Raw genomic sequence first — 22,424 nt, forward strand, 5'->3', positions numbered from 1 at the left:
GTCCCCAGACGTGCCGGTCAGCCTAGCAACGCGGTCCCTGTTCGGGTAGACCCCTAGCCTTCGCGCAGGCGCACCAGCCGCTCGTGCCCGGTCTCCTCCAGCTCGGCGATGTCGTCGCGGGAGCGGAGGAAATCGTTGAAGGAGCGGTATCCGAGCGCCTTCTCGCTGAAGGACGGGTCCATCCGGCGCATCTGCGTCTTCACGGCCGACGCGTGCAGCCACTCATCGGCATCCGCCTTGTCGTGGCCGAGCCGCAGCGCCCGCTCCAGCAGCTGCGTGGCCTCGGTCTGCTCGTCGGGGGCCTCCTCCGCTCTGCTCTCCTCGGTCTTCGCCGATTGCGCTCTGCGGGGCTTCGTCGCGCGCTTCGGCTCCGGCTTCTCCGGGGCCTGCGTCGCCTCCTTGGCGGCCTTGACCGTCTTGGAGACCTTGTCCGCAGACGCCGTGGCCGCCGTGGCCCCGGGTGCCGTCGCCGCCGGTGCCGTGACGGTCTTGGACGGGCGGACGACGCCGGGCAGCGAGTCGTAGGACTCGAACTCGTCGCAGGCAGCGGCCAGTGACTTGGCGGTGGAGCCCGCCACGCCCACACCGATGACGTAGCGCCCGAGGCGCTTGCAGCGCTGGGCGAGCGGCACGTAGTCGCTGTCGCCGGCGACGATCACGACGTGCGTGAGGTCCGGCAGACGGAACATGTCCTCGACGGCATCCACGGCGAGGCGGATGTCGGCGCCGTTCTTCGCATACGCGGCAGCCGGGAACAGCTGCACGAGATCGACCGCTCGGGCTACGAGCTGCGAGCGGTACTCGGCGTTCACGGGCGAGGACCAGTCGGCGTAGGCGCGCGTGAGCACCAGGGTGCCGAATGAGGAGGCGTAGTCGATGATCGCACCGACCTCGATCATGGCCTGCTTCAACCGCTCGACGACCTCTTTGTCGTGCGGGTCGTCGGTGATGCGCTGGCGGTCCTTGCCGTACGCGTTGCGCCCGTGGACCCGGTCGTACCAGGAGATGACGATGTTGTCGAAGTCGAGATAGACGGCGACTCTTCCTGCGGTGTCGGCCATCAGGCCTCCTCGGGATAGGTGACGCCGACCTGGCGCCGGATCTCATCGAGCGTGCCCATGATCGCGACGGATTCACCGATCGGCAGCGCCAGGACGGCGCCCGCCGGATCGCCGTTCAGGGCTGCGTCCTCGGCCGCGAACGCCTGGTACTGCATGCCGCGTCCCTCGACCTCGGAGCGGTACTCCTCGAGCACTGTGCCGTCGGGGGAGACCACGCGGAACGAGGTCGGGGTGTACCAGACGCGGTCGATCTCGATCCGCGCCTCGGTGCCGATCACGGCCGCCGTGTTCGGGCCCGCGGCGCGTGAGGACGACAGGCTCGTCGAGACGGCGCCGCCGGCGTGCGTCATGAGCGTCGCGACCTCGGCATCCGCTCCGGTCTCGATGAGGCGCGCGGTGGCCCGGATCGTCTCCGGCTCGCCCAGGACGTCCCAGATGAAGGAGATCGGGTAGATGCCGAGGTCCAGCAGGGCGCCGCCGCCGAGCTCGATCGCGTTCAGGCGGTGCGCCGGGTCGTCGCTGATCTTCTGCGTATGATCGGCCATCACCGCGCGGATCTCGCCGAGCGTGCCCGCCGCGATGATCTCGCGGATGCGCACCATGTGCGGCAGGTAGCGGGTCCACATGGCCTCCATGACCAGCAGTCCCTTCTCGGCGGCGAAGTGCTGCAGATCTGCCGCTTGCTCGCGGTTGACGGTGAACGCCTTCTCGACGAGCACGTGCTTGCCGTGCTCGAGCGCGAGCCTCGCATTGGCGTGGTGCATCGGGTGCGGGGTGGCGACGTAGACGATGTCGACATCAGGGTCGGCGACGAGCGCCTCGTAAGAGGAATGCGCGCGCGGGATGTCGAAGCGTGCGGCGAAGGCATCGGCGGACGCCTGGCTGCGCGAACCCACCGCCGCCAGGTCGAGACCCGCGGTGCGCAGGTCGGATGCGAAGGCGGCGGCGATGCCACCCGTGGCGAGGATTCCCCAACGAAGACCGGTCATGGTCTCCAGCGTATCGGCGCGCGCCGACGTCAGTGCCCATCTATATGGCGCAGACCGCCGTGGAACCGGTGGAATCGGGGCGGAATGCGCCACATAGACGGGTCTGTCAGCGGGCCGTGACCAGCGAGCGCTGCGGCACGAGCGGGAAGACCTCCTCGGCGATGCGCTCCAGCTCCTCGTTCAGCGGCGACGCCTGGATCAGCAGCAGGCTGATGCCGGCATCCGCATACTCGTTGATGCGCTCGGCGACCTGCTCGGCGGTGCCCACCAGATTCGGCCGCAACCCGCGCGTGCCGACCGAGTACTCGCGCTTGGACAGCTCCAGCGACAGGTTCGAGTTCTGCCGGAACTGCTCGAAGGACGCGTAGCCGGGGGAGTCCGGGTCGACGGTCGTGATGCGCTCCAGCTCGCGCAGCGCCTCGGTCTCGGTGTCGCGGACGATCACGTAGGCGGGCATGCCGAACTCGGAGATCGGGCGCCCGTGCAGGCGCTCGGAGCGGGCGTTCATGTCGGTGACGTTCGCGCGCACTTCGTCGAGAGTGCCGCCGTGCATGACGTAGGCGTCCGCGAAGCCGGCGATGGCCTCGCGGCCCGCGTCGCTCTCGCCGCCGGCGAAGACCACCGGATGAGATGACGGCTTGGGCTCGACGATGGTGTCCTCGAACTCGTAGTGGTCGCCGGTGAAGCTGAACGGCGTCTGCTCCCACAGACCGTTCAGCACGGTCACGAACTCGGACGCCTGCGCGTAGCGGGCATCGTGCGCGGGGAAGACTCCGCCGAACTGGCGCGCCTCCTCGGCCCACCACGCCGCCACGACGTTCAGCGCCACGCGCCCCGGCGCGATGCTGTCCAGTGTCGACACGGTCTTGGCGAGCACCGCCGGCAGGTGGAACCCGGGCCGCACGGCGGTCATGACGCGCAGTCTGTCGGTCGCCGCGAGGATCGCGGCCGAGAGCGACCAGGCCTCGAGGCTCGGGGCATCCGTGCCCTTGCGGTCGTTGAGGTACAGCTCCGGCACGAGCGTGGTGTGGAAGCCCAGCCGGTCGGCCGTGACCGACACTTCGCGGATGTACTCCCAGGTGGCGGTCATGCGGCCCTCATCGCGCACGTTGCGCAGGAATCCGCCGTAGACGGGGGTCCAGTATCCGAGATCGATGGCCATGATGCTCCTGTTCGGCGGGGGACGTGAGAGGTCAGCTGCGGGTGAGCGCGTGGTCGAGGTCTGCGACGAGGTCGGCGGGATCCTCTATGCCGATGGACAGTCGCACGGTGTTCAGGGAGATGCCGGCCGCGGCGCGCTGCGTCGCGGTGAGATGCGAGTGGGTCATGGATGCCGGGTGCGCCACCAGACTGCGCGCATCACCGAGGTTTGCCACCAGCCGGAAGATCCTCAGCTCCTCGATGACCCGGGCGACCCGTGCGGTCACGTCGGACTCGGAACCCACGAGATCGAAGGAGAACACCGAGGGGACGCCGTTCGGCAGGTAGCGCTGCGCCAGATCGTGCCAGGGATTGCCTGCGAGGCCAGGGTGGTGCACGCGGGCGACCGACGGATGCTGCGCCAGGTGCCGGGCGATCGTGAGCGCGCTCGCCGACTGGCGGGCGACCCGCAGGTCGAGCGTCTCGATGCCCTGCAGGATCTGCCAGGCGTTGAACGGCGACAGCGACGGACCGAGGTCGTGCACGTACTTGGACTTGACGAGCGCGGCGAAGGCCTGCCCCTGTCCGAAGCGATCCCAGAGCACCAGGTCGCCGAATCGGCGGTACGGTCCGGTGAACTGCGGCCAGCGGCCAGGCTCCGCGCCGAAGTCGAACGTGCCCTGATCGACGACGACGCCGCCGAGGGAGGTGCCGTGGCCGGAAAGGAACTTGGTCGCCGAGTGCACGACGAAGTCGGCTCCGTGCTCGCCCGGGCGGATCAGCGCCGGGGTGCCGACGGTGCTGTCGACCACCAGAGGGACGCCGGCCTCGTGGGCGATGTCGGCGACGAGGCGGATGTCGAGCACTTGGGCGATCGGGTTGGCGACTGTCTCGGCGAACAGCACACGCGTCTGCGGCGTGATGGCGGCGCGCCAGGCATCGGCGTCGTCCTGGTCGACGAACGTGACCGGGATGCCGAAATCGTCGAGCGTGTCCTGCAGCAGGTCGACCGTGCCGCCGTACAGCTGGTCGGCGGCGACGATGTGCCCGCCTCGGCCGGCGAGGGCGAGCAGGGTGACGGCGACGGCGGCCTGACCGGATGCCACGGCCACGGCGCTCACGCCGCCCTCGAGTGCGGCGACGCGCTCTTCGAGCACCTGCTGCGTCGGGCTGGCGTTGCGGCTGTAGATGATGCCGGCCTTGCGCAGCGCGAACAGGTCGGCGGCCTCCTGCAGCGAGGAGAACTCGTAGGCGGCGGTCTGGTGGATGGGAGGCACCGCAGTGGACCAGGTCGTACCGGGGGTGAAGCCGGTGTGCACCTGGGTCGTGGCGAACCCGCGCTCGATAGAAGGAGTGGCGAAGCCGCGCTCGCGGGGCGGTACGGCGACGTCGGTCATGCGTTCACGTCTTCCGCATGCCGCACGATCGGCGCGTGCACGTCGCCTGTGCGCAGCCGCTCCAGCCACAGCACGATACTCGCGGCGACGCTGCGGTGCGTCTGATCGTTCAGGGCGTCGTGCAGCCCGTCGACCGTCTCGACGGTCTCGACGTCGGGGATGGCGGACAGCACGGACCGGGCCTGCGCGAACGGCGTGACGGGGTCGGCTCCGCCGTGCACGGCGAGCACGGGCACGGAGACCGCGGCGAGATCCGCGACGTCCGGGAACCCGGCGGCTGCGGCGGGGACGACGGCGGGCTCCCGGACCGCGGCGTGCTGCTCGGCGAGGACGCCCAAGTGCACGGGGCAGGCGGTGCGCTCGGCATCCGTCGGCGTGTGCTCCGTGTCGACGACGATGCCGGCGACGATCGCCGCGTCGGCGACGTCGCCCTGCGCGAGCGCCGTCAGCACGGCCGAGGCGCCGGTGTCTGATCCGACCAGCACCCGTGGGCCTTCCGGCTGCTCTCCGAGCCAGGCAGCTGCGGCCGCGGCATCCGGACCATCGAACACGCCGACCGTGTACCCGTCCGCGCTGATGCGCAGGCCGAACCGCCGGTAGACGGCTGCCGTCTCATCACGCCCGGCGATCATCGCGAGCGTCCCTCGGACGCGGGCGGCAGGGGTGAAGACGATGGTGGGGTCGGAACTCATGCGTCCCATCTTCGGCATCCGCACCCCGTCAGGCGCAGGATGTGACGAACTGTTGCGTCACGTGACTCCGCGCTTCAGAACGCTTGCAGGCATCCCGTCGCGGCTTCTAGCTTCACTGCCATGACCTCTCACCGCAGACTCCCCGCCCTCGCCGTGCTCGCTGTCGCGTCCCTCGCGATGGCCGGCTGCAGTGCTTCCGCCGGTGCTTCCTCCGCCGACACCACCTCCCTGACCTGGGGCTGGAACCTGCCCACCAGCTGGGATCCGGTCACCTCGACCGCCGGCTGGGACACCCACGCGCTCGCCCTGGTCTACGACGGACTGACGCAGCTGGACACGAAGGGCGAGGTCGTGCCCGGGCTCGCCGAGAAGTGGGAGTACAGCGCGGACGGCACCGCGATCACCTTCCATCTGCGCCCGGATGCCGAGTTCAGCGACGGCACCGCGGTGGACGCGGAGGCCGTGAAGCAGAACCTCGAGCGGGGCCGCGACCAGGACAACTCCACGCTCGCCGGTCAGCTGCGCATCATCGCCGCGGTCGACGTCGTCGACGCGCACACCGTCACCGTGCACCTGGACCAGGCCGACTACCAGGTGCCGTACCTGTTCGCAGGCAAGACCGGCTTCATCGTGAACCCGACCGCCTTCGACGACGTCGCATCCCTCGCGACCCAGCCCGAGGGCTCCGGCCCCTTCGAACTGACCGAATACGTGCCGAACGCGCATGCAGACCTGGAGAAGAACGACAAGTACTGGGATGCGGATCACATCTTCATCGACGAGTTCCACGTCGTGCCGGTGACCGACGACGCCACGGTGGTCGCAGGAGTCTCCACGGGGCAGTGGGATGTCGCCATCATCCCGCCCTCCCAGGCGCAGGCCGCCGAGACCGCGAACCTGAAGGTCGAGGAGATCAAGGCGCTCACCGTGCGGGCGCTGGACGTGAACGGCACAGTGGCTCCCTTCGACGACCATCGGGTGCTGCAGGCGATCAGCCACGCCACAGACCGTCAGGCACTCATCGATGCGGCCTACTTCGGCAAGGGCACGCCGAACTGGCAGCCTTTTCCCGACGGATACGTCGCTCATGACCCGCAGCTCGACGACCTCTATTCGCACGATGTCGCCGCGGCGAAGAAGCTGCTGGCCGAGGCCGGGCATCCTGACGGGCTGAAGATCGACCTGGCCCTGGGCGAAGCCGACGTCGCGCTCGCCGAGGTGCTGCAGGCGCAGTGGGCCGAGGCCGGCATCGACGTGAAGCTGAACGTGCTGGCGCCGGCGGCGATCTCGCAGAACTACGTGCAGCGCACGCACCCGTTCGTGCTCGACAGCTACTCGGGACGCCAATCGCCGCTGCAGGGCCTCGAGGTGCTCTACGGACCCGAGGGCCTGATGAACCTCGGTCGGCAGACGCCGCAGGAGCTCACGGACGCCATCGACGCGGCCCGTGCGACCCCGACGGATGCGCCCGACTACACCGAGAAGATCCAGCACGCCGTGGAGATCGGCGTGACCCAGCAGCCGAACACCTTCCTGTTCAGCTGGCCGCGCATCCTCGCCCACCCGGCGAAGGTGACCGGCATCCGGCACTGGCTCGACGTGCAGCGCTGGGAAGACGTGAAGGTGAAGGGCTGAGCGTGAGCGTCGTCGCCGACGCGGGCTCCGCGCAGGCGGAGTCCCGGACGTCGGAGGATGCCGCCGCCGGCGGCCTCCAGGCTGCTCCGCATCCGCTGCGGCCCGTCGCGGGACGGGTGCTCGCCACGCTCGGCACCGCCGCGACCGTCTTCGTCCTCGCCACCTTCGCGACCTTCGCGCTGGGCGCGGCGTCCGGATCGAATCCGGCCGCCGTCGCCCTGGGCGAAGTCGCCACCCAGGCGGACATCGACCGGCTGAACCACCTGTTCGGGCTGGATCGTCCCTTCCTGGTGCGCTATCTGGACTGGCTGGGCTCCGCCCTCACGGGTGATCTCGGCACCAGTTGGTTCACCACCATCCCGGTCTCCGACAGCATCGCCCAGGCGTTCCCGGTCAGCCTCTCGATCGCCACGGGAGCGACCCTGTGCGCGCTGCTGGGCGGAACGGGACTGGGCATCCTCGCGGCCGTCACCCGGGGCGGCATCGTCGACCGACTGGTCACGGTGCTCAGCAGCATCGCGACCACCGTTCCGGCCTTCGTCGTCGCGATCGCCCTGATCCTGGTGTTCGGCTACGCGATCCCGCTGTTCCCCGTCGCCGGCTACGTGCCGCCGGAGAGGGACATCGGAGCCTGGCTGACCTGCCTGGTGCTGCCGTCGGTGGCCCTCAGCCTCGACGCCGGAGCCGACATCGCCCGCCAGCTGCGCACCTCGCTGGTGGGCGCCCTCACCGAGAACTATGTGATCGGTGCGCGGGTGCACGGCCTCGGCCCCGTGCGGATCGTGTTCCGCCATGCGCTGCCGAACGCCACCGCGCCCGCGCTCAGCGCACTCGGCGTGCACGTGCCGCGCCTGGTCGGCGGCGCCGTCATCACCGAGGTGATCTTCGGGATGCCGGGGCTCGGCCGCCTCGCCAACGCCTCCGCGCTGCAGGGAGACGTGCCCGTCGTGCAGGGCGTGCTGCTCGTCGCGATCGTCGTCGTGGTGATCTCCGGCATCGTGATCAATCTCATCATCCGCCGCAGCTCCGGTACGGACAGGAGCGCCGCATGACCCGCACACCGCGCGCCGACGGCGGCGCCTGGACCGTCCGCCTGGCCCTCGTGCTCGTCGCAATCGTCGCCGTGCTCGCCGTCGCCGGACCTGCGCTCGCGCCGCTCGATCCACTCGCGCAGGACACCGGGCACCTTCTGCAGGGGACGACGTCCGCGCACCTGCTCGGCACCGACTACCTCGGACGGGACGTGCTCTCCCGGCTGCTGGCCGGGGCGCCCGCCTCGCTGCTGAGTGCGCTCGCCGCGGCGCTGATCGGACTCGTGGTCGGCGCGCTCCCCGGCGCGCTCAGCGCGTTCCTCCCGCGGGTCGGCGAGTGGCTGGCGCTGCGCGTCGTGGACGCCCTGCTCGCGCTGCCGTTCATCCTGTTCGCGATCGTCTTCGCCGCTCTGCTGGGCAACGGACTCGTGCAGGCGACGACGGCGATCGGTCTGCTGATCGCCCCCGGATTCTTCCGGGTGTCGCGAGCCGCGACGCTGCGCGTGCGCGATGCGCAGTACGTCGAGGCGGCGACCCTGCTCGGTGCCTCCGCCTGGTGGGTGCTGGGCCGGCACGTGTGGCGTCAGGTCGCGCCGACGCTCGTGGTCGCCTCCATCAACGCCCTGGGATCCGCGCTGCTCGCGGTCGCCTCGCTGACGTTCCTCGGCATCGGGGTGCAGCCGCCTGCGCCCACCTGGGGCGGCATGCTGGCCAGCGACCTGGGCTATCTCGCCCAGCGTCCCGAGGGGCCGCTGGCGCCGGCACTGGCGATCGTGTTCACCGTCGGAGCGCTGAACCTGCTCGCCGATGCCGTGCGCGATCGGATCGGCGGGGTCGCCACCCGCCCCGCACGTTCACGCGCCGCCGCACGGAAGGAGTCCGTCCATGTCTGAGCCGACCCTGCAGGATCTGAGCCGGGATTCTGCGCCGATTCTGCAGGACGAACGCGCTTCTGAAGGACGATCTGCTGCAGATTCGCCTTCAGAAGCGCCATCGTCCTCCATTCCGCACCCGTTCAACCCCTCCTTCGACGAGGGCTCCGTCGCACGTCCCGCCATCGCGGCCGTCGACCGTCTGGTGCTTACCGCAGCCGACGGCACCGAGCTCGTCCACGGCGTCTCGCTCGCGGTGCGCCGAGGCGAGGCGCTGGGCGTGGTGGGGGAGTCCGGCAGCGGCAAGACCCTCACCTGCCGGGCGCTGCTCGGCATCCTGCCTCCCGGTGTCTCGGTGACCGGCGGGACGGTGCAGGTCGACGGGCGCGACCTCACCGCGTCATCCGAGAAGGACTGGCGCTCCGTGCGCGGCACCCGCATCGGCGCCGTGTTCCAGGACCCCGCGTCGTATCTCAACCCCGCCATCCCGGTGGGCGCACAGCTCGCGGAGACGCTGCGAGTGACCGCCGGGGTGCCGCGCGCCCAGGCGAAGCAGCGCGCCCGTGAGCTGCTGGACGACCTCGGCATCCGCCGCGTGGATCTCGTGCTGCGCCAGCGCGTAGCCGAGCTGTCGGGAGGGATGCTGCAGCGGGTGCTGATCGCGATGGCGCTCGCCGCGGACCCCGCCGTGCTCATCGCCGATGAGGCGACCACGGCCCTGGACGTGACCGTGCAGGCGGAGCTGCTCGAGCTGCTGGCCCGTCTGCGGCGCGAGCGCGGACTCGCCCTGATCCTCGTCTCGCACGACCTCGCGGTCGTCGCCCAGGTGTGCGAGAGCGTGCTGGTGTTCCGCGACGGTCTGGTCGTGGAGGGCGGAGCGACATCTCGCGTGCTGCGCGCCCCCGGGCATCCGTACACCCGTTCGCTGGTGTCGGCGCATGCCGCCTACGGGCTGGAGAGGTTCCTGCGATGACACTCCTCGAACTGCGTGACCTCACCGTCGACTACGGCCGCGTACGGGTGCTCGACGCGCTGTCGCTGAGCCTGCGCGCAGGACAAGTGGTGGGCGTGGTCGGCGAGTCCGGATCGGGCAAGACCACGCTCGCGAAGGCCGTGCTGCGCACGGTGGACTCCAGCGCCGGTCAGGTGCTGGTCGACGGCCATGACATCACCCGGCTGCGAGGTGCTGCGCTGCGGCGCTGGCGCCGTTCGGGAACCGTCCAGTACGTGTTCCAGGATCCGCTGCGTTCGCTGGATCCCGGCATCCGCATCGCGGAATCGATCGCGGAAGGTCTGCGCATCTCGCGCGTGCCGGCGGCTGTCGCCCGCGAGCGCGTCGAGTCCGCGGTGCAGGCCGTCGGTCTGGGGACCGAGCTGCTCGATCGGCTTCCGTCCGGGCTCAGCGGCGGGCAGCGACAGCGGGCCGCCATCGCCCGCGCGCTGGTCGTCGAACCGCGCCTGCTTGTGCTCGACGAGCCGGTCAGCGCGCTCGATGCAGCCAGCCGCGACAGGGTCGTGCAGGCGCTCATCGCGCTGCGGCGCAGTCGCGGCGAGCAGCTCGGGATGCTCGTCATCTCGCACGACATCGGCTCGCTGGCCGCGATGAGTGACCGCCTGGTCGTGCTGCACCGCGGGCGCATCGTCGAGGACGGTCTCACGCGGCAGATCGTCGCGGACCCTCAGCATCCGTACACCCGCCGTCTCATCGAGTCGGTCCCCGTGATCGACATCCGCTTTCCCAACCGACCCGCACCCCTCGCAAGGAGCTGACATGCCCATCGAACTGCTCGGAATGATCGCCACGACCGCCGGCTCGGAGACGAAAGCCGTGGACGGGCCGGTCGTCGACCCGGCCTATGTGAAGGAGTTCTCGCGGGCTCACGAGAATGCCGGCTTCGACCGCGTCCTCATCGGGTACAGCGCCAGCTCGCCGGACGGGTTCGCGGTCGCCGCGGCAGCCCTGCATGCGACGGACGAGCTCAAGGTGCTCATCGCGCACCGCCCCGGATTCGTCGCCCCGACGCTCGTCGCCCGCAAGCTCGCGACCCTCGATCACCTCACCGGCGGAGGACGCGTCGCGATCCACCACATCTCCGGGGGCAGTGAGGCCGACCAGCGCCGCGACGGCGATTTCAGCGAGAAGGGCGACCGCTACCGGCGCACCGGGGAGTTCATCGACGTGCTGCGCCGCACCCTGACCTCGGAGGACCCGTTCGACTACGAGGGCGAGTTCTACCGCTTCGAAGGCGCGTACTCTGCCGTCAAGCCCGCGACGGATGCCGGCATCCCGATCTTCTTCGGCGGGTTGTCCGAGGGCGCGGTCGAGGTGGGAGCCAACGGCGCCGACGTGTACATGCTCTTCGGCGAACCGCTGGCCGACGTCGCCGAGCACGTCCGCACGATCCGTGCCGCCGCGGCGAAGGCCGGACGGCACGTGGAGTTCAGCCTCTCGACACGGCCCATCATCGCCGACACCGAGGAGGAGGCGTGGGCGAAGGCGGACCGCATCTACGCCGAAGCCGCAGCGCTGAAGTCCGGGGCCGCGTCGGGGGAGACCCTCGCCTTCGCTCGCGCGGCGGGGCCCGAGAAGACGTCCCTGTCGGCCGATCTGCTGCAGAAGCACGCGCAGCGCGGCGACGTGCACGACGAGCGGCTCTGGCTGGGCATCACCAAGCTGATGGGGCCCGCCGGGAACTCGACGGCGCCGGTCGGAACCCCGGCGCAGGTCGCGGAGGCGCTGCTGAAGTACTACGACCTCGGCGTGACGCGCTTCCTCATCCGCGGGTTCGACCCGCTGGGCGACGTGCGCGACTGGGGCCGCGAGCTCATCCCGCTGCTGCGCGAGGGCGCCCGACTGCGCGATGAGGCCGCACAGGAGGCCGCCGCCGAGGAGAGCGCCGCCTGACCCGCCCCGCAGAAGCCCGTCTATTTGTGCCCAACGCGCCGGTAACGGCCGAATCGCGCGCGTTGCGCACAAATAGACGGGCTTGAGACCGGGTTCACTTCTTCGCGAGCAGCCTCTCCACCCGCGGCTTGACCTCGGTGGCCAGCAGCGAGATCGACTCCAGCAGGTGCTCCTGCGGCAGCCCGCCGATGTCCATCTGCAGGAAGTGCCGCATGTGCCCCAGGTATCCGTGCAGGTGGACGATGCGGTCCGCGACGTCGTCCGGGTCCCCCACGTAGTAGGCGCCCGGCGCGTGCGCCTGAGCGAGGTAGTCGTCATCGCTCGGGGTCGCCCAGCCACGCTGCTCGGCCATCAACTCGTTCATGTTGCGCCATCCCGGATAGAACCGCTCGAGCGCTTCCTTCTTGGTGGGGGCGATGAGGCCGAGCCCCGCGACGGACACCTTGATCTCCGGACCCGTGTGCCCGGCCTGCGCGGCGCTGGCCCGGTAGAGCTCGGCGAGCGGCGCGAATCGGTGCGGCGCCCCGCCGATGATCCCGTAGCTGATCGGCAGTCCCAGGCGACCCGCGCGCGCGGACGACGGCGCGCTGCCACCGGTGCCCAGCCAGATCGGCAGAGATCCGTTCACCGGACGCGGCACCACGGCGAGGTCCTCGATATCCGACCTCACCGTCCCATGCCAGGTCACGCGCTCGGAGGCATTGATCTTGAGGAGCAGGTCGAGCTTCTCCTCGTACAGACGGTCGTAGTCGCGCAGGTCGTAGCCGAACAGCGGGAACGACTCGACGGACGACCCGCGGCCTGCGGTGATCTCCACCCGTCCTCCCGAGATCACGTCGGCGGTGGCGAACTGCTGGAACACCCGGACGGGGTCGTCGGTGCTGAGCACGCTGACCCCGGAGCCGAGGCGGATGCGGGACGTCGCGCCGGCGGCGGCCGCGATCATCGAGCCCGGGGAGGATGCCGGCATCTCGTGGGTGTGGTGCTCGCCGACGGCGAAGTAGTCGAGCCCCACCGTGTCGGCGTGCACGATCGCCGCGAAGAGGTTGGCGATCGCCTCGGGAGTCGAACGAAGCGTGCCGTCCGGGTCGCGAGGGGTGTCGCCGAAGCTGTAGGCGCCCAGTTCCATGGTTTTCTCCTGTGTTGTCGAAGGTCGGTGTCAGAGCGCGAGCTCGACGGCCGGAAGGGTCGCCTCGAGCTGCTCTCTGGTCAGGCTGCTGGTGAAGATCCGGGTGCCGGGGCCGAAGAATCGGCCATGATCGAGCGGACCGGCGTAAACCGCGTCGAAGCCGAACCCGTCGAGCATCTCCGCGACCAGCTCCGCGGCTGCCTCGTCGTCACTCGCGATCGCGAGTGCCCGCCTGTCGGGCGTGTCCGCCGCTGTGCCGTGCTCCTCGAGATCGTGGTAGCCGATGTGGTTGAGGGACTTCACGAGCCGTGAGCGGTCGAAGTGCTGCGCGACGATCTCGCTCGTGCGGGTGTCATCACGGTCGGGGTCGTCGCTGGAGCCGTCGACGGGCGTCCACCAGTTCATGGCATCGATGACCACCTTGCCGGCGAGGGGCGCGGGATCCACGGAACGATGCTTGTGCAGCGGAACGGCGAGCACGATGATGTCCGCCGCGAGGCTGGCCTCGGCCGCCGTCATCGCCACCGCGCCGGGCATGACGATGTCCGCGAGCAGGGCGATGTCTTCCGCCGGCCCGGAGCCGGCGACCAGGACGTCGTAGCCTGCGCGCATCGCGGTGCGGGCCACCGCCGATCCGACTCGCCCGACTCCCAGAACTGCGATCCTCGTCACTTCGGCACCTCTCTCGTATCGGCCTGTCCCTCCAGCGTGCAGGACGGAGCTCAGCGCCGCCAACCGGTGGTAATCTGCTAACTATAAGTAAGCAACAGGAGCGGGAGAAGCAGATGGATGCTCAGCACATCGACGACGAGCAGTGCCGCGCCTTCCGGCGGTCGGCGGAGCTCGCCGGCAAGAAGTGGAACGCCGCGATCCTGCTGGCGCTGTCCCGCGGTGCCGACAGATTCTCGAAGATCATCGAATCCGTCGACGACCTCTCGGACCGGCTGCTGGCCGCGAGGCTGCGTGAGCTGGAGACTCACGGCCTGGTCGCGCGCGAAGTCATCCCGACGGTGCCCGTGCAGATCCACTACCGGCTGACGCCCGCCGGCGGCGAACTGATCCAGATCCTGAATCCGCTCGTGCAGTGGTCCCAGCGCTGGGAGCAGGCGCCGGTGAGCGCTGCGTCGGCGGATCGGGAGGTCAGGGTCGGAGGATGATCTTGCCCGAGGCGGCGTGCTGCTCGATCAGCTCGTGCGCGCGTGCCGCCTCGGCGAGAGGAAGCTCCGGGCCGAGCTCGATCTGGAAGTCGCCCGCCTCGATGAGGTTGATCGCGACGCCCACTGCCTCACGACGCCAGCTCAGCTCCTGCTCGGTGAGCGGGGTCGGGCTTCCGCCCGAGAAGGCGCGGATGCCGAATTCGGCGGCATCCGGTCCGCGCACGATCGTCGCGATCCGCTCACGGTCGGCGACCAGGTCGAGCGAGGTCTGGATGGCCTCGTCGGTGCCCGCGCAGTCCAACGCGACGTCCACGCCCTGCGGGGCGGCCTCGCGCACCCGGTCGGCGAGACCCTCGCCGTAGGCGACCGGGATCGCACCGAGTGCGCGCACCTGCTCGTGACGCTCCGGGCTGGCCGTCGCGATGACCGTCGCGCCCCAGAGTGCGGCGAACTGCACCGCGGCCTGTCCGACCGCACCGGAGCCTGCGTGCACGAGCAGCGTCTCGCCCTTGCGGACACCGAGGGAGCGCAGCGCCTGGTACGCCGTGCCTGCGGGGATGCTGAGGGCGGCGCCCTCGGCCGAGGTGACCTCGTCGAGCAGGCGCGTGATGTTCTTCACGGGCACGGCCAGGGCCGTGGCGTATGTGCCGCGGGTGTCGCCGATCGCGACGCGCTCGCCGACCGCGAACCCCGTGACGCCCTCCCCGACCGCGGAGATCGTGCCGGCCCCGTCGAAGCCGACATGGCGCGGTTCGGTGATCGGCGGCAGCGGACGGATGCCGGCGCGCTGCTTCACATCGATCGGGTTCACCCCGGCGGCCTCGATCTGCACGACCACTTCGCCTGGTCCGGCTACGGGGTCGGGAACCTCCACCAGGCGGAGGACGTCAGGGGAGCCGAGTTCGGTGTGGACGATCGCGCGAGCCATGGCCCCAGGCTAACCTCTCAGCGCGCCGAGAGCGCCTTCATGATCCGCTGCGGTGAGACCGGCTGTGCCGTGCCCAGGCGCTGCGCGAACACGCTGACCCGGTACTCCTCCAGCAGCCAGCGCACTTCGACGAGCGCGGCGGGCGCATCCTTCGAGAGCGGGATGGCGCCGCCGGCATCCTCGAACGCCTGCGCCATCCGCTCATACTCGGTCATGCGCGTGCGATCCTTGCCGGGCTCGTTCGCGAGCGTCGTCAGCCGCTCCACCATCCCGTCCAGGTACCGCGGCAGGTGCGCGAGGCGCCCCACACCGGTCTGCGAGATGAATCCGGGCGGGAGCAGACCGCTCAGGTGCGAGCGGATGTCGTTCAGCGGACCGAGCAGGGCGAGGGAGTTCTGCGACTTGATGCCGCGCTCCACATCGCGGCTCCGGGTCAGGATGCGGGCGACCAGCGATACGCAGGCGAACAGGCTGTCGACGAGCGCCGCGTTCACAGCATCCCGCACCCGGCGGAACTCCGCCTCGCTGCGGATGACGGCGCCGCCCGTCGCCTCATCGATCAGACCGCGCACGACGGCCGTGCGGGCGTCCTCGATCAGCGCCGCGACGTTCTGGTACGGGGACGCAGCGAGGGCCAGCTTCTCGGCCGAGGTCAGGTGATTCTGCACGTAGGAGGCGGGGGAGGGGACGTTCAGCAGCACCAGGCGCAGCACGCCGTCACGGCTCGCGGATGCCGCGGCGTCCGCCGTCGCCTCCAGCCGCACCGACACGGTCGCGCCGCGGTCGATGATCGCCGGGTAGCCGCGCACGACGCCGCCGGCGACCTTCGTGTCGAGCACCTCGGGCAGCTCGCCGAAGCTCCAGTCGGTGAGCCCATCGCGCTCTATCGGGCCGCGAGCGGATGCCGCGGCCACCGCGGCCGCATCCGGTCGGCGTCCCTTCGACGGAACGTCCGGCTGCGCGATCGAGCGCGCCACGCTCTGACGGGAGCGGTCCGACAGTCGCTGCTGCAGCGTCGCGAGGTCGCGGTCGGAGTCGGCCACGCGCCCGCGTTCGTCCACGGCGCGGAAGTTCATCCGCAGGTGACCGGGCACGCGCTCGTCGTCGAAGTCGGATGCCGAGACCGGCTGATTCGCGAGCGGTTGGATCAACCGCGCCAGCGCCTCCTTCAGCGAGCGCTCCGGCATGCCGCCGTGGTTCTCGGGTCCGCCATCGGCGATCTGCTCGCCGAACTTGCCCGCCCAGTCGGCGGCGGGGACCACGTGCCGGCGGATGGCCTTCGGCAGTGCACGCAGCAGCGCGGTGATCAGTTCATCGCGCAGCCCAGGCACCTGCCAGTCGAACCCGGTGTCGCGCACCTGCTGCAGCAGCGCGAGCGGCAGCACCACGCTCACACCGTCGTCTTCGGCGCCCGGCTCGAACCGGTACGCGAGGCCCAGCACCTGGTCGCCCTGCGTCCACCGGGTCGGGAACTCGGACTGGTCGGCGCGCCCGTCGTCCTCGAGCAGGTCGCTCTCGCGCATGACGAGCAGCTTCGGCGTGTTCGACAGCGCCTCCCGCCACCACTTCTCGAAGGAGCGCACGTCGAACACCTCATGCGGGATGCGCTCGTCGTAGAACGCGAAGACCGTCTCGTCGCCGGCGAGGATGTCGCGGCGGCGCTCGCGCTCCTCGAGCTTCTCGAGGCGGCGGCGCAGTTCGGCGTTGGCCCGCCAGAACGCGCTGACCCGTTTGTCGATCCGGGACGGGTCCCACTCGCCCTCCACCAGCGCGTGCCGCAGGAACAGCTCGCGGGCACCGGCGCGGTCGATGCGGGCGAACTGGATGCGCCGGCGGGGGATGATCTCCACGCCGAACAGCGTCACCTTCTCGTAGGCGACGGCCGCTCCGGCGTCCTTCGACCAGTGCGGCTCGCTCACCTGCCGCTTGGCGAGATCGCCGGCCAGGGATTCCGCCCAGGCAGGGTCGATCGCGGCCACCGTGCGCGCGAACATGCGCGAGGTCTCCACGATCTCGGCGGCCATCACGGCCTGCGGGGACTTCTTGCGCAGTCCCGAGCCGGGGAAGATCGAGAAGCGGATGCCGCGGGCACCGCGGTACTCGGCGATGCGGCGCTTCTTCTCCGGCCCGGTCGTTGAGCGAGCGGAGCGAGACGAAACGGGTGCCGCGGTGCGCTCGTCGAGGATGCCGATCTGCGAGAGCAGTCCCGCGAGGATCGCCCGATGCAGGGCATCCGGGTCGGAGGCTCCGCCACCGGCGGGGCGCTTCTCGCCCTTGGTCGACTTCACCAGGGTCTTGAGCTGGCGGTGCACGTCGAACCACTCGCGCACGCGCACGTAGTTCAGATGCTCGCTGCGGCACATCCGCCGGAAGGCGCTGGAGCCGAGTTCCTTCTGCTGCTCGCGCAGGTGGTTCCACAGGTTCAGCAGCGTCAGGAAGTCGCTGGTGGGATCGACGAAGCGGGCGTGCGAGCGGTCGGCCTCATCGCGCAGCGACTGCGGAGCATCCGCGGAGGGGCGCTCGCGCACATCCTGGATCGACAGCCCGGCCACGATGGGCATCACATCGGCCAGCACCGAGGAGCCGGAGGCGGCGGCTTCGACCAGCATCCGCGCGAAACGGGGGTCCATCGGCATCCGCGAGATGTCCCGGCCGATGCGCGTCAGGCGCGGCTGGGCGCCGCGGGTCAGGTCGACCGCGCCGATCTCGGTGAGCAGCTCGAGCGCGGACTTCACTCCGCGCGAATCCGGGGGAGTGAGGAACGGGTACTCGGTGATGTCGCCGAAGCCGAGAGACAGCATCTGCAGCACCACCGACGCCAGCGAGGTGCGCAGGATCTCGGGCTCGGTGAACTCCGGGCGCCCCTCGAAGTCCTCCTCGGAGTACAGCCGGATCGCGATGCCGTCGCTGGTGCGACCGGCGCGACCGGCGCGCTGATTCGCGGAGGCCTGCGACACCGCCTCGATCGGCAGGCGCTGCACCTTCGAGCGGGCGCTGTACCGCGAGATGCGGGCCGTGCCGGTGTCGATCACGTACTTGATCCCCGGCACCGTGAGGCTCGTCTCGGCGACGTTCGTGGCCAGCACGACACGGCGTCGGACACCGGCGACCATCGAGCGCTCGAACACCCGATGCTGCTCGGCGGCGGACAGCCGCCCGTACAGCGGCAGCACCTCCACCGGTGAGGTGGACGAGCGGTAGGCGCTGCGGACCGCCTCTGCGGCATCCCGGATCTCGGCTTCGCCCGGCAGGAACACCAGCACGTCTCCCGGCGCCTCGCGGTCGAGCTCCCGCAGGGCGGTGACGATGGCGGTGACCTCGTCCTCGGCGTCCTTCGCGGCGTGCGAGATCTGGGTGGCTGAGCCCGTCGAAGCCTCATCGCCCGCCGACTCGTCGACCAGGGGCCGGAACCGGATCTCCACCGGATAGGTGCGTCCGGACACCTCGATGATCGGGGCGGGCTCGCCGTCGGCCGAGGCGAAGTGCTCGGCGAAGCTCTGCGGGTCGATCGTCGCCGAGGTGATGATCACCCGCAGATCAGGCCGCTCCGGCAGGATGCGGTGCAGGTAGCCGAGCAGGAAGTCGACGTTGAGCGAGCGCTCGTGCGCCTCATCGATGATGATCGTGTCGTAGCGGCGCAGCAGACGATCGCGGTGGATCTCGTTGAGCAGGATGCCGTCGGTCATCAGCGCGATGCGCGTGGCATCCGACACCTGATCCGTGAACCGCACCTTGTAGCCGACCAGGTCGCCCAGCTCGACGTGCATCTCCTCGGCGACGCGCTCGGCGATCGTGCGGGCGGCGAGGCGTCGCGGCTGCGTGTGGGCGATGCGCGTGCGGCCCAGCTCGAGGCAGATCTTCGGCAGCTGCGTGGTCTTGCCCGATCCCGTCGCTCCGGCGACGATCACCACCTGGTGGTCGCGGATGGCTGCGGCGATCTCCTCGCGCGCGGCACTGACCGGCAGCTCGGGGGGATACACGATCAGGGGCGAAGACATAGCCCTCCATCGTACGATGCCCGCCGGCATCCGGTCACTCCGGGGTTCCTCGCCCTGAGATCGTTCTACGCTGGAGGCATGACGATCCCCTCTCTCGAACTCAATGACGGCAACAGCATCCCCCAGCTCGGCTACGGCGTCTTCCTGGTGCCGGCCGACGAGGCCGAGCGCGCGGTCAGCCAGGCGCTCGAAGCCGGCTACCGCCACATCGACACGGCGGCCATCTACGGCAACGAGGAGGGCGTGGGCGCCGCGATCGCGAAGAGCGGCATCGACCGCTCCGAGCTGTTCATCACCACCAAGCTGTGGAACGACCGCCACCACGACGACGAGCCCGACAAGGCCATCGCCGAGAGCCTCGACAAGCTGGGACTCGAGCAGGTCGACCTGTACCTGGTGCACTGGCCGGCTCCCGCCAAGGGCGACTACCTGCACGCGTGGGAGAAGATGATCGGCATCCGCGAGCGCGGCCTGACCCGCTCGATCGGCGTCTCCAACCACCTCGTCCCGCACCTGGACCGCATCGTCGAGGCGACCGGCGTCGTCCCGGCCGTGAACCAGATCGAACTGCACCCCGCCTACCAGCAGCGGGACATCACCGAGTGGGCCGCCGCCCACGGCGTGCTCATCGAGTCGTGGGGCCCGCTCGGCCAGGGCAAGTACGACCTGTTCGGCACGGATGCCGTGGCCGCCGCTGCTGCTGCCACCGGCCGCACCCCGGCGCAGGTCGTGCTGCGCTGGCACCTGCAGAAGGGCTTCGTCGTCTTCCCGAAGTCGGTGCGCGCCGAGCGCATGCGCGAGAACCTCGACGTGTTCGGCTTCGAGCTCGACGACGCGCAGATGGCCGCCATCGACGCACTGGACCCGCTGGACGGCTCGGGCCGCGTGGGATCGCACCCGAACGACGTGAACTGACGGATGCCGGCGGCGCGAACGTGTCGCCGCATTCCGCTGCATGACGCCCCGTGTCACTTCCCGTGACGCGGGGCGCTCTGCTCAGTAGCGTCGGAGTCATGCCAGCCCGCTACCGTGTCGTCGCCGTCTCCGGATCCCTGCACGAGCCCAGCAAGACCACGGCTCTGCTGCGCGCCATCGCGGCGGCTGTCGCGGAGCGGATCGACGTCGACGTGCACGTGATCGAGCTCACCGAGATCGGACCGGGCCTGGCGGGGGCGCTGCGTCGCGACCACCTGCCACCGGCCGTCGAGGAGCAGCTGCGCGCCATCGAGGAGGCCGACCTGCTGATCGTCGGCAGCCCGGTGTACCGCGCCTCGTTCACCGGACTGTTCAAGCACCTGTTCGACTTCATCGGCCAGTACGCCCTGGTCGGAAAGCCCGTGCTGCTGGCGGCGACCGGCGGTGGCGAGCGGCACGCGCTGATCATCGAGCACCAGCTGCGCCCGCTGTTCGCGTTCTTCCAGGCGCTGACGCTGCCGATCGGCGTGTACGCCAGCAACACCGACTTCGACGGCTACGAGGTCGCCGCGCCCGCGCTGCAGTCGCGGATCAGCCTCGCGGCCGAGCGAGCGCTGCCGCTGGTGGGCTATGCCCCGGTGACCGATCCCCGGGCGCTCGCCGCCTTCTGATCCGTCCTGGCGCATCCGTCCTGGCGCATCCGCCCTGGCGTCCTCACCCGCGGCGTACCGTGGGTGCCATGACGAACCGGCTCGCCGACACTCTCAGCCCCTATCTGCGCGCGCACGCCGAGAATCCCGTCGACTGGTGGCCGTGGAGCACCGAGGCGTTCGAGGAGGCGCGCCGGCGCGATGTGCCGCTGATGATCTCGATCGGCTACTCCACCTGTCACTGGTGCCATGTGATGGCCCGTGAGTCGTTCTCCGACCAGGCGACCGCCGCGCAGATCGACGCCGGCTTCGTGGCGGTGAAGATCGACCGCGAGGAGCATCCCGAGGTCGACGCCGCGTTCATGGCCGCGGCATCCGCCTTCACGCAGAACCTCGGCTGGCCGCTGACCGTGTTCACCACCCCGCAGGGCAGCGCCTTCTACGCGGGAACCTACTGGCCGCCCGAGGCGCGCGGCGGCACGCCCGCGTTCCGCGACGTGCTGACGGCCGTCCGGGAGGCCTGGACCGATCGCCGCTCGGAGGTGCTCTCCTCGGCGGATGCGGTGGCCGACGCACTGCGCGCGGCAGCGCATGCGCCGGATTCGCCCCTGCCGGATGCCCAAGCACTGCGGGCTGCGGCCGCATCGATCACCGACCGCGAGGATCACGGGTTCGGCGGCTTCGGCGGGGCGCCGAAGTTCCCGATGGCGACGGCGCTGCAGTTCCTGCAGCATCCGCTGGCCCAGGGAGCGGATGCCGCAAGGCGCGCGCTCACCGCGATGTCCGCCTCCGAGCTGCGCGACAGCGTCGACGGCGGCTTCTTCCGGTACGCCACTCAGCGCGACTGGACGGTTCCCCACTACGAGCGGATGCTGACCGACAACGCCCAGCTGCTCGAGGTCGCACTCGACGCCGATCGAGAGGACGTCGCCCGGGGGATCGCCGGGTTCCTGCTCGGGGTGCTGCGCCGGAAGGGCGGGGCGTTCGGGTCGGCGCAGGACTCCGAGTCGTGGATCGACGGGGCGCGCGATGAGGGCGGCTTCTACCGGCGCGACGCCGTCGGGCGCAGCGGGCTGAAGCCGCCGGCCGTGGACGGCAAGGTGCTCACCGGCTGGAACGGCCTGGCGATCGGCGCGCTCGCCCGCGCCGGTGCCCGACTGGGGGAGCAGGAGTGGGTCGACGCGGCCGCGGCCGCCGCCGCGCATGTGCTGACCGTGAACCGCTCGGAATCGGGCGCACTGCTGCGCTCCTCGCTCGATGGGACCACCGCGACTGCGGTCGCGACCACGGCCGACATCGGGCTGCTGGCCGACGGACTGTTCGCCCTCGCCCTGGCCACCGGCGACGCCGTGTGGGCCGTGCAGGCGCTTTCAGTGCTCGACGCGACTGCTCTCGAGGACCCCGTGCTGGCCCAGCAGCGGATCGTGCCGGCGGCGAACGACGGCGACGGCGACCTGCCGTCGGGCACGTCGGCGATGGCATCCGCGCACCTCACCGCCTGGCGGCTGGGCGCGGGGGAGGCGCATCGGGCGCATGCCGAGGAGCTGGTGGCGGGGGTCGTGGGGCGGGCGCTGCAGCATCCGATCGCCTACGGCGCCGTGCTGCGCGTCGCGGCGGGGCTCGTGCAGGCGCCCCGGCAGGTCGTCGCCGTCGTGAGCTCGCGAACGGGAGAGTTGGCGGATGCCGTCCGACGCGCGGACGCCGATGTCGTCGCCGTCGTGACTCCCGTGCAGGCGCGGAGGTTCGCGGATGCCGGGTTCGAGCTGTTCGAGGGCAAGGACGCAGCCGATGGCGTCGCCTACGACTGCCGCGACTTCGTGTGCCGGCTGCCCACGAGCGATCCCCGGGATCTCCTCGCCGCGCGCTGACCCTCATGGACCCGTCTGTGTCAATCTCTTGATACACGGCCCACCTTTCGTGTACTG

The 22,424-nt window shown here is 70.5% G+C and carries 19 protein-coding genes; 10 read left to right on the plus strand and 9 right to left on the minus strand.

Features of this window, described 5'->3' with window-relative positions; translation table 11 throughout:
* Positions 1–53: 53 nt before the first annotated feature.
* From QF046_RS17365 to QF046_RS17385, 5 genes are all read right to left on the minus strand, one after another.
* Positions 54–1,061 carry an NYN domain-containing protein gene (locus QF046_RS17365; RefSeq protein WP_307372226.1) on the minus strand — a complete coding sequence of 336 codons (1,008 nt, stop codon included), beginning with the start codon at positions 1,059–1,061 and terminating at the stop codon, positions 54–56.
* Complete coding sequence (locus tag QF046_RS17370; RefSeq protein WP_307372228.1) at positions 1,061–2,050, minus strand: Gfo/Idh/MocA family protein; 990 nt, start codon at positions 2,048–2,050, stop codon at positions 1,061–1,063. The genes QF046_RS17365 and QF046_RS17370 overlap by 1 nt, the downstream gene beginning before the upstream one ends.
* Before the next feature lie 106 nt (positions 2,051–2,156).
* Positions 2,157–3,212 carry an LLM class flavin-dependent oxidoreductase gene (locus tag QF046_RS17375; protein ID WP_307372229.1) on the minus strand — a complete coding sequence of 352 codons (1,056 nt, stop codon included), beginning with the start codon at positions 3,210–3,212 and terminating at the stop codon, positions 2,157–2,159.
* Positions 3,213–3,243: 31 nt separating this feature from the next.
* The gene (locus QF046_RS17380; protein WP_307372232.1) at positions 3,244–4,587 is read right to left on the minus strand and encodes an O-acetylhomoserine aminocarboxypropyltransferase/cysteine synthase family protein; all 1,344 of its coding nucleotides are present in this window, start codon (positions 4,585–4,587) and stop codon (positions 3,244–3,246) included.
* Positions 4,584–5,279 (minus strand): alpha/beta hydrolase, encoded by a 696-nt coding sequence (locus QF046_RS17385; protein ID WP_307372235.1) that lies wholly within the window; start codon positions 5,277–5,279, stop codon positions 4,584–4,586. Before QF046_RS17385 ends, QF046_RS17380 begins: the two co-directional genes overlap by 4 nt.
* A gap of 120 nt (positions 5,280–5,399) precedes the next feature.
* Here QF046_RS17385 and QF046_RS17390 point away from each other — a divergent pair, with 120 nt between their 5' ends.
* Genes QF046_RS17390 through QF046_RS17415 form a run of 6 tightly spaced genes read left to right on the plus strand, consistent with a single transcriptional unit; the run spans position 5,400 to position 11,722 of the window.
* Positions 5,400–6,914 carry an ABC transporter substrate-binding protein gene (locus QF046_RS17390; RefSeq protein WP_307372237.1) on the plus strand — a complete coding sequence of 505 codons (1,515 nt, stop codon included), beginning with the start codon at positions 5,400–5,402 and terminating at the stop codon, positions 6,912–6,914.
* A gap of 2 nt (positions 6,915–6,916) precedes the next feature.
* Positions 6,917–7,966 (plus strand): ABC transporter permease, encoded by a 1,050-nt coding sequence (locus QF046_RS17395; RefSeq protein ID WP_307372241.1) that lies wholly within the window; start codon positions 6,917–6,919, stop codon positions 7,964–7,966.
* On the plus strand, positions 7,963–8,838 hold the full coding sequence (locus QF046_RS17400) for an ABC transporter permease (RefSeq protein ID WP_307372243.1): 876 nt from the start codon (positions 7,963–7,965) through the stop codon (positions 8,836–8,838). The genes QF046_RS17395 and QF046_RS17400 overlap by 4 nt, the downstream gene beginning before the upstream one ends.
* Positions 8,831–9,790: an ABC transporter ATP-binding protein gene (locus QF046_RS17405; protein WP_307372246.1), complete on the plus strand. Its 960-nt coding sequence runs from the start codon at positions 8,831–8,833 to the stop codon at positions 9,788–9,790. Before QF046_RS17400 ends, QF046_RS17405 begins: the two co-directional genes overlap by 8 nt.
* A complete protein-coding gene (locus QF046_RS17410) occupies positions 9,787–10,587 on the plus strand; it encodes an ABC transporter ATP-binding protein (protein WP_307372249.1) in 801 nt (266 codons plus the stop codon). Before QF046_RS17405 ends, QF046_RS17410 begins: the two co-directional genes overlap by 4 nt.
* Before the next feature lies 1 nt (position 10,588).
* Positions 10,589–11,722 (plus strand): LLM class flavin-dependent oxidoreductase, encoded by a 1,134-nt coding sequence (locus QF046_RS17415; RefSeq protein ID WP_307372252.1) that lies wholly within the window; start codon positions 10,589–10,591, stop codon positions 11,720–11,722.
* A 94-nt stretch (positions 11,723–11,816) separates the two neighbouring features.
* Here the strand turns inward: QF046_RS17415 and QF046_RS17420 are convergent, their stop codons facing one another.
* Both QF046_RS17420 and QF046_RS17425 read right to left on the minus strand, forming a co-directional pair.
* Entirely contained in the window at positions 11,817–12,851 is a 1,035-nt protein-coding gene (locus QF046_RS17420) for an LLM class flavin-dependent oxidoreductase (protein ID WP_307372253.1), read from the minus strand.
* Positions 12,852–12,881: 30 nt separating this feature from the next.
* Complete coding sequence (locus QF046_RS17425; RefSeq protein ID WP_307372255.1) at positions 12,882–13,523, minus strand: NADPH-dependent F420 reductase; 642 nt, start codon at positions 13,521–13,523, stop codon at positions 12,882–12,884.
* Positions 13,524–13,636: 113 nt separating this feature from the next.
* Here QF046_RS17425 and QF046_RS17430 point away from each other — a divergent pair, with 113 nt between their 5' ends.
* Positions 13,637–14,008: a helix-turn-helix domain-containing protein gene (locus tag QF046_RS17430; RefSeq protein ID WP_307372257.1), complete on the plus strand. Its 372-nt coding sequence runs from the start codon at positions 13,637–13,639 to the stop codon at positions 14,006–14,008.
* Here QF046_RS17430 and QF046_RS17435 read toward each other — a convergent pair.
* Positions 13,992–14,936 carry an NADP-dependent oxidoreductase gene (locus tag QF046_RS17435; protein WP_307372259.1) on the minus strand — a complete coding sequence of 315 codons (945 nt, stop codon included), beginning with the start codon at positions 14,934–14,936 and terminating at the stop codon, positions 13,992–13,994. The two genes, QF046_RS17430 and QF046_RS17435, sit on opposite strands and share 17 nt — an antisense overlap.
* A 17-nt stretch (positions 14,937–14,953) precedes the next feature.
* Positions 14,954–18,964: an ATP-dependent RNA helicase HrpA gene (hrpA, locus tag QF046_RS17440; protein WP_307372261.1), complete on the minus strand. Its 4,011-nt coding sequence runs from the start codon at positions 18,962–18,964 to the stop codon at positions 14,954–14,956.
* A 48-nt stretch (positions 18,965–19,012) separates the two neighbouring features.
* Here hrpA and QF046_RS17445 point away from each other — a divergent pair, with 48 nt between their 5' ends.
* From QF046_RS17445 to QF046_RS17455, 3 genes are all read left to right on the plus strand, one after another.
* Positions 19,013–19,849 carry an aldo/keto reductase gene (locus tag QF046_RS17445; RefSeq protein WP_307372264.1) on the plus strand — a complete coding sequence of 279 codons (837 nt, stop codon included), beginning with the start codon at positions 19,013–19,015 and terminating at the stop codon, positions 19,847–19,849.
* 98 nt (positions 19,850–19,947) lie between these two features.
* Positions 19,948–20,520 (plus strand): FMN reductase, encoded by a 573-nt coding sequence (msuE, locus tag QF046_RS17450; protein WP_307372266.1) that lies wholly within the window; start codon positions 19,948–19,950, stop codon positions 20,518–20,520.
* 68 nt (positions 20,521–20,588) lie between these two features.
* The gene (locus tag QF046_RS17455) at positions 20,589–22,367 is read left to right on the plus strand and encodes a thioredoxin domain-containing protein (protein ID WP_307372269.1); all 1,779 of its coding nucleotides are present in this window, start codon (positions 20,589–20,591) and stop codon (positions 22,365–22,367) included.
* Positions 22,368–22,424 lie beyond the last annotated feature (57 nt).

Origin of the sequence: Microbacterium sp. W4I4 (assembly GCF_030816235.1) — a bacterium.
GTDB lineage: Bacteria > Actinomycetota > Actinomycetes > Actinomycetales > Microbacteriaceae > Microbacterium.